Below are 12928 nucleotides of genomic sequence, written 5' to 3' on the forward strand. Positions count from 1 at the left end.
CCCACGGTTCAGGTGGAGGTCAGCAGCTGGGGACCTTGCCGCCGGTGTTGATCGCGGCCAGGGCCGCCAGGGCGCCCTCCAGGTCGGTGACCGGGACCAGCCGGAGCCCGGCCGGCAGCTCGGCGCTGGCGTCGGAGCACTCGCCCTTGGGGACCAGGAAGACGGTGGCGCCGTCACGCTTGGCGGCCCGTTCCTTCAGCGGTACGCCGCCGACCGCGCCGACCTTGCCGTCGGCGGTGATGGTGCCGGTACCGGCGACGGTGCGGCCACCGGTGAGGTCACCGCCGCGGCCGTTCCCGTCGATCTTGTCGATGATGCCGAGGCTGAACATCAGCCCGGCGCTCGGTCCGCCCACGTCCGCGAGGTGCAGCACGACCTTGACCTTCGCGGGGGACAGCCCGAGGTGCTGGAGCGCCGCCCCGGTCGCCGCGTCCTGCGAGTCGGTCATCTCCTGCGCGTTGTGCTGCTCGATCTCCTGGACCGAGCCGCCGCCGGGGTAGACCGCGCCGCGCGGCATCGCCGCCTGGTCGGTCGCGAACCAGGCGCTGAGCACGTCGGGGAGGTGGACCGACGCGTCGGGCTGGGTCGCGGCGATCGTGGTCATCCGCAGCTGCCCGCTGGTGGTCCGGGTCGGGGTGCCGGTGACGGTGATCACCTGCTGGCCCTTGTCCGCGCCGAGAACGTCCGCCGTCATCCCCGGCACCACGATCGACACCGGGAGCGGGGCGAGCGCCGCGACGGCCAGCAGCGCTGCCACCAGCGTCGCGCAAAGGGCAAGGACTCGGGCACGGCGGGAGACTGCGGGCATGCAGAGAATGTAGTCCACCGCCGTGACGGGCGGGGCACCCCGGCCGGGCGCCCCGTCCGCCACGCGGCGGGCCGGGGCCCGGGTCGTGTCGTCGAGTTCCCTAGCGCAGCGCGTCGGCGACCTCCGTGGCCGCTTCCACCACCCTGGGGCCGACCCGCTCGGGCACCGCCTCGGCGAGCATCACCACGCCCACGCTGCCCTCTATTCCGGTCACCCCGATGAGCGGGGCGGCGGCGCCGCTGGCGCCGGCCTCCAGTTCGCCGTGGGTGAGGACGTAGCGGACCGGCTCGGTGCGCCCCTCCCCCGGCTCCGCGCCGTTCTGTTCCTGCCCGGGTGCGTGCGGCAGGACGCCGCGGCCGGCCAGGATGGCCCGGCCCGCCGCGCCCCGGTCCAGCGGGTGCCGGAAACCGGTGCGGTAGGCGACGTGGTAGTCGGTCCAGGTCGGTTCGACCACCGCCACGGCCAGCGCCTCGCTGCCGTCGACGAGGGTCAGGTGCGCGGTGGCACCGATGTCCTCGGCGAGTGACCTCAGGGCCGGCAGTGCCGCCTCCCGCAGCAGCGGATGCACCTGGTGCGCCAGCCCCAGCACGCCGAGCCCGACGCGGGCCCGCCCGCCGAGGTCACGCCGTACCAGTGCGTGCTGCTCCAGGGTGGCCAGCAGACGGTAGACGACGGTGCGGTTGACCCCCAGCTTGGTGGCGAGCTCGGTGACGGTGAGCCCGTGATCGGTGTCGGCCAATAGCTTGAGGACCCGCAGTCCTCTGTCGAGCGTCTGAGATGTCTCCGCGGTCACGACGCCCCCTCCTCATATGAGTGGCGGCTCATCTCACGGCGGGACGCACTGCCGGTCCCGCGGCAGCGCGCGGAGAGGCCGCCGGTCGCGGTGGTACCGGCTGCGCTCCGCGGCTGCTCTGCCACGGCGCGTGCGTGACGGGCACGGTAGCGACCGAGTACCGCTGAGCGGAAGGGGTCGTCCACAATCCGGTCACACCGAGGAAAACTCCTGACCCGCTCTTTAAGCTCACGGGCCTATGACGAAGGCGGCGCGGTCCCGGTTCCGGGGCCGCGCCGCCTTCGGTTCTGCCGTTCCTCCGCGCCCCGCCCGTCAGGTCACGGTGAAGGTGCGCTGCACGGTTCTGCCGTCGACGAGCACCTCACAGGCCTTGAGGGCGACGGTCGTCGGGTCGTGCACGGTGAAGTTGAGCGCGTAGCTGCCGTCCAGGCCGATCACGCGGAGCACGGATCCGTCGGACGTCTGCGACCCGTCGGCCCGGCGTCCGGTCACCGACACCGTGGCGACCGGCGCGAAGCCCCGGCCTGTGACCTGGACCACAGTGCCGAGCGGGCCCGAGTCCGGGGAGAGCGCGAAGCCCGCGGAGGGCGGCGGGATGCTGTTGTCGACGGTGAAGGCGGCCAGCGCGACCCGCGGATTGACCAGCACCTCCTTGACCTGGAGGGCGACCGTGCCGGCGTCCTTGACCGTGAAGGTCTGGGAGAACGCGCCGTCGAGGCCGACGACCTTGGTCTTGGGGATGTCGGAGGTCTGCGACCCGTTCGCCTTCAGCCCGGAGATCACCACCGTGCAGACCGGGGCGAAGCCCTGGCCGACGACGGTCACCTGGGTGCCCTTGGGGCCGCTGGAGGGGCTGAGGACGATGAAGTACTTCGCCACCGTCAGCGCGCCGGTCTGCGAGACCCCGCCCGCCTCGACCCTGAGCAGATAGGCGGCCGGGGCGACCGAGGACGCGACGGTGACCGTCCCGTGCAGGGTTCCGTCGGCCGCGATCGTCAGGGACTTCGCGGAGATGCGGCTCGCGGCGCAGCCGGTGCCGTCGGCGGCGCACAGCGAGGCGGTCGCGGCGGCGCCGGCCGGCCAGCCGGTGCCGGAGACGGCGACGGTCCCGCCGGGCTTGACCTTGCCGGTGCCGGTGCCGAGCGTGGCGGCGGCCGCCACGACGGTGAACGGCCGGGTGAGCGTGGTGGCGGGGTCTCCGGCCTCGTCGGTCCGTACGGCGGCCAGCGCCGGGTCGCTGACGGTGAAGTCCACCGAGAAGGTGCCGTCGGCGGTGGTCTGCACGTACACGGCGGTGTCGTCCAGGGTCTGTCCGCCGGCGTCGAGGCCGACGGTGTTGATCCACTGGTCCTGCCGGTAGTTGGTGCCGGAGACGGTGATGACGCTGCCGACCGGGCCCTGGCTCTGCGAGAGCGTGAACGCCCGTGGGCCGGTGGGCACGAAGGCCTTGACCGTCAGCGGCGCGGTGGCCTCCTTGGTCCCGTCGTTGACCTTGACCAGGTAATCGCCGTCCGGCACCGAGTTGGCGTCGGAGAGCGTCGCGGAGCCCGTCAGCTGTTTGTTGCCGCCGATCGCCAGGGTGCTGGAGGCGAACTTCGCCGGGTCGCAGCCGCCGCCCGTGCTGTCGCACAGCGACGCGACGGGGGTGCCGCCGGGTGTCCACAGGTCACCGGTGAGCGCCACCGGGGTGCTGGGGCGGACGGGCGTGGCGGGCGCGTGGAGGGTGGCCGGGACGCCGGCGGTGCCCTGGGCGGTCACCGTGCCGACGCTGCCGCCGTTCGCGGTGACGTCGCAGGGGGTCTGGTAGGTACCGCCGAGCACCTTGGTCTGGGTCAGGGTGCGGACCACGCTGAACGTGATCGGTCCGGCGGCGTTGACCGGGATGAGGAAGTCGCCCTCGTAGGGCGGGATCAGGATGGGCGTGTTGGCGGGGATGTCCATGGTGATCTCGGGGCCGCGGACGGTGACGGTACCCGTGGCGCCGCCGGACATGGCGAGGTCGATGCTGGGGGTGGTCGGCACGTTGCTCAACGCGATGCCGCTGGTCGCCGGGCTCCCGCCGAGCGTGACCTTGGCGTGCACGCTGCCGCCGGGGTCGACGACGGACGGGGTGAGGTCGACGGTCATGGTCTGCGGGCCGGTCGCCTCACCCTGGCCGGCCGGCAGCGAACAGTGCACCGTGGGAGTGATCGTCCCGGCGTGGGCGGCGGGTGCGAGAGCCAAGCCGGCTCCGGTCAGAGCGAGGGCGAGGGCCGCGGAGCCTGACATCAGTCGATGTGCCAATGGTCCTGGTCGCAAGAACACGTGACTCCCATTCTTCGAAACAAGATCGGGGATGTCATTCCGTTAATTCACGGCACATTGAGAAGGCGCGGCCCTCATAAGTCAATAGGCGTTCGAAAAGTACCTGATGATGCGTCAGATCTTTTTCCTGAATGCGCTTCCGGCCGGTACCCGAAGCTGCGGGTACCGGCCGGAAGCCCAGCGGAACGATCAATTCAGAGTTCGGTGCACAGGTTCATACGTTCACCGGTTCACCGGTTCACCGGTTCACAACAGCGTCAGCGTGAGCGTGGCGCTGTAGTCGCCCGGCCGGGCCATCCCCGGGACCTGGAGCGTGAGACCGGCGCCGGCGTCGAAGTTCCCGCCGGTGAACTGGCGGGACCCGTCGGGCGCGAGGCCGCACAGCGTCGCGGCCGCGCTGCCCAGCTGCGCGGGAGAGCCCGCCACCGGAGTACCGACACTGCCCGGCTGCGCCGTGCACACCGGCACCCAGCCGACCGCGTCGGCCGGGATGGTGGCCCCGGAGCCGCTGGTGAAGGCGGTCATGGTGCCGGTCAGCGACCAGCCCGTGTTGACGCCGCGGGCGTCGTGCACCGTGACCTTGTTCAGCGCGCTGTTCAACGTGTGCGCGTCACCGTCGACCTGCACCGACCCGAACTGGACGGTGTCGCCCGCCTGGGTCATCGACAGCAGGCCCGGCACCACCGAGGTCCGCAGCGTCTGGCTGCCGGTGGTGCCGTCGCCCCCGCCGCCGGTGGTGACGGTGAACGGCTGCGTCCTGACGGTCGCCGGGTCGCCGCCCTCGTCCGCCTGGACGGCGACCAGCGTGGGGTCGCTGACCGTGAACTCGGTGGAGAACGTGCCGTCCGGAGTGCTCTGCGGGTAGACGGCGGTGTCGTCCAGGGTCGCGCCGTCGGCGTTGAGACCGACGATGTTGATCCACTGGTCCGGCCGGTAGTTCCTGCCGGTGATGGTGATGACGCTGCCGACCGGTCCGCTGCTGCTCGACAGCGTGAACTCCCGCTCGCCCGCCGCCACGGCCTTGACCGTCAGCGGCGCGGTGGCCTCCTTCGTCCCGTCGTTGACCTTGACCAGGTAGTCGCCGTCCGGGACGTCGGTGGCCGGGGCCAGGGTCGCCGTCCCGGCCAAGGCGCCGGCGGCGTCGATGGTCAGCGCGCTGGCGGAGAACTTCGCCGGGTCGCAGCCGGTGCCGGCGGCGGAGCACAGCGAGGGGACGGCCGTGCCGCCCGGCGTCCAGTCCGAACCGGTCAGCGGGACCGGGGTGTTGGGCCGGACCGCCCCGGTGGGCGCGACCAGAACAGCCGGCGTGCCGCCGGAGCCCTGCACGTCGACCGTGCCGATGCTCCCGCTGCCGCTGACCACGTCGCAGGGGGTCTCGTAGGTCCCGCCGAGCACCTTGGTCCTGGTCAGATTGCGCAGCGGGGTGAAGTCGACCGGGCCCGAGGCGTTCTGCGGGACGAAGAAGTCGCCCTCGAACGGCGGGATGACCGTGGGCTTTCCGGCCTCGACGTCCACCGGCACCTCGGGGCCGGTGACGGTGACGGTGCCGGTGGCGCCGCCGGACAGGGTCAGGTCGAGGTTGGGCGTGGTCGGCACCTGGGTGATGGAGATCGGGCTGAGGGCGGGGCCGGGACCGAGCGTGACCTTGGCGTGCACCTTGCCGCCGGGGAGCACGGTGGACGGGCTGAGTTCGACGGTCATGTCCTGCGGCCCGGTGGCCTCGCCCTGACCGAGCGGCAGCACACAGTGCACGACCGGGCTGACCGTTCCCGAGGGCGAGACGATCAGGGCCTGGGCCGCTCCCCGCCGGTCAGCACCAGGACGAGGCCGGCCGCGCCCGCGGCCAACCGGCGCGGTACGCATCTTCGTTGTCGGGACACCTGACTCCTCGTGACGGTGGCCACCGCCCCGGCCTCACCGGGTGCGGCACGGCAGGACGCCGGGAGGAGCCGGAGGGGTAGGAGTGCGATGGCTCGGTCGAATGATTCAGGACATTGAGAGGTCCAGGACCAAAGAAGTCAAGAGAAGCAAAGGAAGGGATCTTCGGGAATCTCAGGATCGGGTCGAGAAGTACTCGAACCGATCACCGGGAAACACGGCAGAAGCCTCCGCTTTACGCCATGGAAAAATTGTCCCGCATATGTGTTGACTGTTCTGGAGATCATGGTTTCACTACGACTCAGTATGCCGGGCCCGGCACCGCACGCCCCCGTCGAAGGGGCGGCGGAACAGCGACGGACGTAATGCCCTGGCGATACTTCTTTGGTTGGGAAACCTTGAATTCGGCATGCGCCCGGCGCTCCATCCACCGGAAGGAGCACCAACCACATGGCACGTTCCAGACTTGTCGGCCTGGCCGTTCTCGGCACGGTCGGGGCGGTCACGGCGACCCTCGCCCTGTCCACCTCGTCGTTCGCCGTGGCCCCGGCCACCGCGACCGCCACCTACGACTGCGGTACGTGGGGCAGCGGACTGGGCACCCTGACGGCCACCGACACCGGCGGCGTCAAGAAGATCAAGCTCACCTCCACCGCGATCACGATGCCGGTCGGCTCCAGCGCCAACCCGAACAGCATCACGACGACGCTGAAGGTCAACAAGACCGCCGGCGGCGTCACCAGCGAGGTGCAGTTCTCCGCGAAGCTCAACCCGGCGATGTCCGGCGGCAACCCGATCACCCTGGGCCCGCTGTCGCTGAGTTCCGGCACCATCGCGACCGGCAACACCACCAACTCCCTGGTGCTGACCGGGACTCCGAGCGCCACCAACTGGTCACTGAAGATCGTGACCTCGTCGCCCACCGTGGCGACGGTCTACTGCACGGCGACGGCGGTCCAGTCGTCGGCCTTCACCTGGTGACAGCGGCCGGGTGAACGCAACGGGTCCCCGGAAGGCGCCTTCCGGGGACCCGGCCCTGTGCCCCGCCGCTACCGGGCGGCGGTCAGCGCATCTTCGTGGCCCACTCCCGGACCTTCTTGATCCGCTCGTTCAGCTGCCCGGCCGTCGCCTCGGCGCTCGGCGGCCCGCCGCACACCCGGCGCAGCTCGTTGTGGATGACGCCGTGCGGCTTGCCGCTCTGGTGGGTGTACGCCGACACCAGCGTGTTCAGCGACTTGCGCAGCTCTAGCAGCTGCTTGTGCGTGACGATGGGACGCCGCTCGGCCGGCAGCTCGATGAGGTCGGCCTGGTCCGCGGGCTTCTGCCGGCTGTGCGCGATCTGCCGGGTCTGCCGCTTCTGCAGCAGCATCTGCACCTGGTCGGGCTCCAGCAGTCCCGGGATGCCGAGGTAGTCCTGCTCCTCCTCGCTCCCCGGGTGCGCCTGCATGCCGAACTCGGCGCCGTCGTACAGCACCCGGTCGAAGACGGCGTCGGACTCCAGCGCCTCGAAGGGCAGCTGCTCCTCGGTCTCCTCGTCCTCCAGCTTCTCGGCGTCGGCCAGCAGCTGGTCCTCCTCGGCGAAGGGGTTCTCCTCGTCGCCGGCCTTCTTCGGCTTGTCCAGGACGTGGTCCCGCTCGACCTCCATCTCGTTGGCGAAGTCGAGCAGCATCGGGATGGTCGGCACGAAGACGGACGCGGTCTCGCCGCGCCTGCGGGACCGGACGAAACGGCCCACCGCCTGCGCGAAGAACAGCGGGGTCGAGATCGTCGTCGCGTAGACGCCCACCGCCAGCCGCGGCACGTCCACGCCCTCGGACACCATGCGCACCGCGACCATCCAGCGGTCCTCGGAGTGCGTGAATGCGTCGATGCGCTTGGACGCGGCCTTCTCGTCGGAGAGCACGACGGTCACCTTGTGGCCGCTGATGTCCTTGAGGATCTTCGCGTAGGCGCGCGCGGACTCCTGGTCGGTCGCGATCACCAGCCCGCCCGCGTCCGGGATGCTCCTGCGCACCTCGGTGAGCCGCTGGTCGGCCGCCTTCAGCACGGCGGGGATCCACTCGCCGGTCGGCGCCAGCGCGGTGCGCCAGGCCTGGCCGATCGCGTCCCTGGTCATCGGCTCGCCGAGCCGGGCGGCGATCTCGTCGCCCGCCTTGGTGCGCCAGCGCATGTTGCCGCTGTAGGAGAGGAATATCACCGGCCGGACGACGCCGTCCGCGAGCGCGTTCCCGTAGCCGTAGGTGTAGTCGGCGGAGCTGCGGCGGATCCCGTCGTTGCCCTCCTCGTACGCCACGAACGGGATCGGGTTGGTGTCCGAGCGGAACGGCGTACCGGTCAGCGCGAGCCGCCGGGTCGCCGGGTCGAACGCCTCGGAGCACGCCTCGCCCCAGGACTTGGAGTCACCGGCGTGGTGGATCTCGTCCAGGATCACCAGGGTCTTGCGCTGCTCGCAGCGGTTGCGGTGCAGCATCGGCCGCACCCCGACGCCCGCGTAGGTCACCGCGACGCCGTGGTACTCCTTGCTGACCGGGCCCGCGCTGTAGTCCGGATCCAGCCTGATCCCTATCCGCGCCGCCGCCTCCGCCCACTGCTTCTTGAGGTGCTCGGTCGGCGCGACCACCGTGATCTGCTGCACCAGGTGGTTGTGCAGCAGATACGAGGCGAGCGTCAGCGCGAACGTGGTCTTCCCGGCACCGGGCGTCGCCACGGCCAGGAAGTCGCGCGGCTGCAGCCGCATGTACTCGTCGAGCGCCCCCTGCTGCCAGGCGCGCAGCTTCCCGGCGGTGCCCCAGGGGGCACGGCCCGGGAAGGCCGGTGAAAGGTGGTGGGAGGCACTGGCGGCGGTAGTAGTCACGGTCTCCGGATGCGGGTCGGCGGGACGGAACGGCCGGTCGGCGCCGTCCGTGAGCGGCTTAGGTAGGAAAACCGTCACAGCCTACCGGCGGCCCCCCGGCCTCCCCGGCAGAACGCGGTCGGGTACGCCGACTGTGCGACCCAGCTCACAGTCGGCGGGCGGCGCGGATCACGTCTCCCGGGGCGTCAGCCGGCCCGCCACCAGGACGCCCAGGAGGGCGACGACCGCCATGGAGAGGAAGACGGCCACGAAGGCTCCGGGGTGGCCGGAGCCACCGCCCAGGGCGGTGAACAGGACTCCTGAGGCGCCGACGAGGACGATGTTGCCGAGGGCGTCGGAGACCTGCAGCGAGGCGGAGTTGCTGCCGGCCTCGTCGGGGCGGGAGAGCTTGAGGAGCAGGACGCTGCCGTTGGAGATGACCAGGCCCATGCCGAAGCCGCCGACGATCCAGGAGACGGTGACGATCCAGGCGGGCACGGACAGGTCGAGCGCGAGGGCCGGTCCCGCGACGGCCGCGGCCATCAGGAGCATGCCGATCCTGATCAGCCGCTCGCGGTGCGGCTGCAGCCGCGGACGGCTCTGCACATACGATCCCAGCGCCCAGGTCAGGCCGCCGCCGGTGAGCGAGAGCCCGGCCAGGGTGGCCGAATAGCCGCGCTCGGTGACGAGCATCAGCGGGATGAAGCTCTCCGCGCCGATGAACGATCCGGCGGCGACCCCGCGCAGCAGGATCACGGCGGGCAGTCCGCGGGCGGCCCGGAACGTCCCGCGCGGCAGCAGCCGCAGGACGCCGGGCACCAGGAGCGCGGCGCCCACGGCGGCGGGTACGAGCATGAGCGGCGACAGGTCCTGGCCCGCGTACTGCAGCAGGCCCGCACCCGTCGCGACGGCCAGCGCCAGGAGGATGCGGCGCCGGTTCAGGGCCGGGGTCCGGTCCCCCGGCGTCAGCTTGCGCAGCGCGGGCAGCATCACGGCCAGCGGCAGCAGCACCAGCACCGGGATGGCCAGGAAGACCCAGCGCCAGCCCAGGTGTTCGGTGACGGCTCCGGCGACCACCGGGCCGATGATCACCGGGAGCACCCAGGCGGCGGAGAACGAGGCCATGACCGAGGGCCGCAGCCGCTCGGGGTAGGCGCGGCCGACGATGACGTACAGCGCGACGATCACCAGTCCGCCGCCGAGGCCCTGGACCGCGCGGCCGGCGATGAACGTCCACATGTTCTGCGCGGAGCCGGAGATCAGCAATCCGGCCGCGAAGGCGGCGATGCCGGTGAAGAGCGGGGCGAGCGGGCCCTTGCGGTCGCACCACTCGCCGGAGACCACCATCGACAGCAGGCTGGCCGTGAAGTACCCGGAGAACGCGAACGCGTAGAGCGACAGCCCGTCGAGGGCGCGGCCCGCGACCGGCATCGCGGTGTTCACGGCGCTCGCCTCGAAGGCGATCAGCAGCACCACGGAGACGATGCCGAGGGTGAGCGCACGATAGCGCCGCCCGAGGACCCCGTCGGTGTCCGGGGTCTCCGGGGTGTGCGGGGTCTCCGGACTCCCGGTCCGCTCCGGCGGGGCGGCCGGCTCGCTGCTCTGCGCTTCTACGGTGGTCACCGAGCAAGAGTAAGGGGCTCAGGCACATTTCACCCCCTTCCTGCGGACGGGTTGCCCCTCCTCCGCTGGTCCTAGGCCGTGCCGCCGCTCCCGGGCCCCCGGCTCCGTTCATGAACGGCGTATGGCAGTCCTGTTGCGGGCCCGCCGCGACCGTTGACCGACCCCGGGGGCGGCGCCCTATCCTCGGTGATGTCACCAACACGGCCGTATGCCCGAGTGGTTTAGGGACTCGCCTGCAAAGCGAGGCACGTGGGTTCGATTCCCGCTACGGCCTCCGTGAGGAAGACGGAAAGGCCCGGCAGCGCATCGCTGCCGGGCCTTTCCGCTGTCTGCTGCGTTGTCCGTTCCCAGGTGCCGTCCGGTCAGGACTGCGGCTTGACGACCGCCGCCTGCGGGCGGATCGGCAGCCGGCTGACGGGGCGGCCGGTCGCGGCGCGCACGGCGGCGGCGACGGCGGCCGGTGAGACCACCACCGGGACCGCGCTGACCGCCTTCGCGCCGAAGGGCGCCAGCACGTCGCGCTCCTCGACGAGTTTGACGATGCGCACGTCCGGGGCGTCGAGCGCGGTCGGCAGGGAGTAGCCGGTGAGGTTCGGCCGCTTGATGATGCCGCGGGGGGCCCGCAGGTCCTCCATGAGCGCGAGACCGACGCCCTGGGTCACGCCGGCCTCGATCCGGGCGGCGACCTGGCGCGGGTTCAGCACCCGGCCGACGTCCTGCGCGACGGCCATCTCCACGACCCGTACCGAGCCCAGTTCGATGTCCACGTCCACGACGGCGCGGACCGCGCAGAAGGCCAGGCCGACGAACGCGTCGCCCTGGCCGTCGTCGTCCAGCCGGTCGGTGGGGTGCGGGCGGCACTGCGCGGTGGCCCACAGCTCCTTGCCCTCGAGGGCCTCCCCGACGGTCGTGCTGAGCACCCCGTCGTACGAGGTGATCTTGCCGTCGGCGATGGTGAGCAGCTCGACGGACATCCCGAACTTGGCGGCCAGCGGCTGCAGCAGCTGCGTGCGCACCATCTTCGCGGCCCGCTCGACCGCGCCGCCCGACACCCACGTGTGCCGGCCGCGGGCGGCCGCCCCGGACGGCGGCTGGTCGGTGTCGGCGGCCAGCACGCCGACGTCCTCGACGCCGAGCACGTCCTGGACGATCTGCCGGGCGAGGGTCGTGAAGCCCTGGCCGGTCTCGACGGCGGCGCAGATGACGGTGGCCCGGCCGTCGTGGATCCGTACGGTGGCGGTGGAGACCTCGTCGGTGCCCTCCGCGCCGAGCATGTGCACCATGCCGAGCGCGTAGCCGACCCCGCGCCGGACCGCGCCGGGCTCCCCGGCGCCCTCGGGGCCGCCGGGGAGCAGCCACTGCGACTCCTCCTCGTCGACGGGCAGCGGCGGCAGGTCCGCGTCGCGGACCGCCTTGAGGAGCTCGCCGACGGGCGCCGGGCAGGTGACGGTCTGGCCGGTGGGCAGCAGGTCGCCGGTGGCCATGACGTTGCGCATCCGCAGCTCGGCCGGGTCCAGGCCCAGCTTCGCCGCGAGCTTGTCCATCTGGCCCTCGTACCCGGCGCAGACCTGGAGCGCGCCCTCGCCGCGGACGTGTCCCGACGGCGGGTTGTTGGTGCGGACGGCCCAGCCCTCGACGAAGACGTGCGGCACGACGTAGGGGCCGGCGGCGAACGCCACGGCGGCGGCCAGCGCCTCCGAGGAGTGGTCGGCGTACGCGCCCGCGTCGAGCAGCACCTGCGCCTCGACCTTGACCAGCCGGCCCTCGGCGTCGGCGTGGTGCCGGTAGCGCAGCAGGGTGGGGTGGCGGTGGGAGTGCCCGAGGAAGGACTCCTCGCGGGTGGCCACGAACTTCACCGGGCAGCCGGTCTTCAGCGCGAGCAGCCCGAGCGGCAGCTGGATGCCGGAGTCCTCGCGGTCGCCCATCGCGCCGGGCACGCCGGTGACGACGACCTTGACCCGGTCGGCCTCCAGGCCGAAGCAGGCGGCGGCCAGGTCCCGGTCGGTGTGCGGGTCGGTGGAGGCCACGTACAGCTCGACGCCGCCGTCCGGGCGCGGTACGGCGAGCCCGGCCTCGGCGCCGATGGGCGCCGGGTCCTGCCGGCCGATCCGGTACAGGCCCTCGACGATGACCTCGCCGATGACGTCGGGGTCGCCGAAGCGCAGCGGGATGTGGCGGATCAGGTTGCCGTCGGGGTGCAGCGGCTCGGCGGCGAACGCCTTCTCCGGGTCGGTGACCGGCTCCAGCACCTCGTACTCGACGAGGATCGCCGCGGCGGCCAGCCGCGCGGTGTCGGGGTGGTCGGCGGCGACGGCGGCGATCGGCTCGCCGTGGTGCCGGACGATGTCCTTGGCGAAGACCGGCCGGTCCGCGACGCGGCGGCCGTGCATGGCGTCACCCGGCACGTCCTCGTGCGTGACGACGGCCCGGACGCCGGGCATCGAGGTGGCTGCCGACGTGTCGATGCGGACGATGCGCGCGTGCGGGTACGGGGAGCGCAGCACCGAGGCCCACAGCAGTCCTTCGGCCCACAGGTCGGCCGCGTACGGGAACGTCCCCTGCGCCTTCGCGAGGGTGTCCACGGGCCGCACGGAGACGCCCAGCCCGTGCAGCACCGGTTCGGGCGCCGCGGGCGTCTGGGTGGCCTGGGCGGGCACCGCCGTGGCCGCGTCGGATCCAGTCATGCCGC

At 72.1% G+C, this 12928-nt stretch carries 8 protein-coding genes and 1 tRNA gene; 2 read left to right on the forward strand and 7 right to left on the reverse strand.

The window, feature by feature from the left end:
- Positions 1 to 19 precede the first annotated feature (19 nt).
- The 4 genes from LNW72_RS16305 to LNW72_RS16320 form a co-directional block, all read right to left on the reverse strand.
- The gene (locus LNW72_RS16305; RefSeq protein ID WP_250976083.1) at positions 20 to 808 is read right to left on the reverse strand and encodes a S16 family serine protease; all 789 of its coding nucleotides are present in this window, start codon (positions 806 to 808) and stop codon (positions 20 to 22) included.
- Between the two features lie 100 nt (positions 809 to 908).
- Positions 909 to 1601 (reverse strand): IclR family transcriptional regulator, encoded by a 693-nt coding sequence (locus LNW72_RS16310; protein WP_138356580.1) that lies wholly within the window; start codon positions 1599 to 1601, stop codon positions 909 to 911.
- Between the two features lie 312 nt (positions 1602 to 1913).
- Positions 1914 to 3824: a hypothetical protein gene (locus LNW72_RS16315; RefSeq protein ID WP_250976084.1), complete on the reverse strand. Its 1911-nt coding sequence runs from the start codon at positions 3822 to 3824 to the stop codon at positions 1914 to 1916.
- Positions 3825 to 4151: 327 nt separating this feature from the next.
- The gene (locus LNW72_RS16320; protein ID WP_250976085.1) at positions 4152 to 5648 is read right to left on the reverse strand and encodes a WxL domain-containing protein; all 1497 of its coding nucleotides are present in this window, start codon (positions 5646 to 5648) and stop codon (positions 4152 to 4154) included.
- 585 nt (positions 5649 to 6233) lie between these two features.
- On the opposite strand from LNW72_RS16320, the gene LNW72_RS16325 reads away from it, so the two are divergent.
- Positions 6234 to 6764, forward strand: a complete 531-nt coding sequence (locus tag LNW72_RS16325) for a hypothetical protein (protein WP_250976086.1) — start codon at positions 6234 to 6236, stop codon at positions 6762 to 6764.
- An 82-nt stretch (positions 6765 to 6846) separates the two neighbouring features.
- On the opposite strand, the gene LNW72_RS16330 is transcribed toward LNW72_RS16325, so the two are convergent.
- Both LNW72_RS16330 and LNW72_RS16335 read right to left on the reverse strand, forming a co-directional pair.
- Complete coding sequence (locus LNW72_RS16330; protein ID WP_250976087.1) at positions 6847 to 8637, reverse strand: DEAD/DEAH box helicase; 1791 nt, start codon at positions 8635 to 8637, stop codon at positions 6847 to 6849.
- 168 nt (positions 8638 to 8805) lie between these two features.
- Positions 8806 to 10239 (reverse strand): MFS transporter, encoded by a 1434-nt coding sequence (locus LNW72_RS16335; RefSeq protein ID WP_250976088.1) that lies wholly within the window; start codon positions 10237 to 10239, stop codon positions 8806 to 8808.
- Between the two features lie 202 nt (positions 10240 to 10441).
- On the opposite strand from LNW72_RS16335, the gene LNW72_RS16340 reads away from it, so the two are divergent.
- Positions 10442 to 10513 (forward strand) — tRNA-Cys (locus LNW72_RS16340).
- A gap of 88 nt (positions 10514 to 10601) precedes the next feature.
- Here the strand turns inward: LNW72_RS16340 and LNW72_RS16345 are convergent.
- Entirely contained in the window at positions 10602 to 12923 is a 2322-nt protein-coding gene (locus LNW72_RS16345) for a xanthine dehydrogenase family protein molybdopterin-binding subunit (RefSeq protein ID WP_250976089.1), read from the reverse strand.
- Between the last annotated feature and the right edge of the window lie 5 nt (positions 12924 to 12928).

Source organism: Streptomyces sp. RKAG293, from assembly GCF_023701745.1.
Lineage (GTDB): Bacteria > Actinomycetota > Actinomycetes > Streptomycetales > Streptomycetaceae > Actinacidiphila.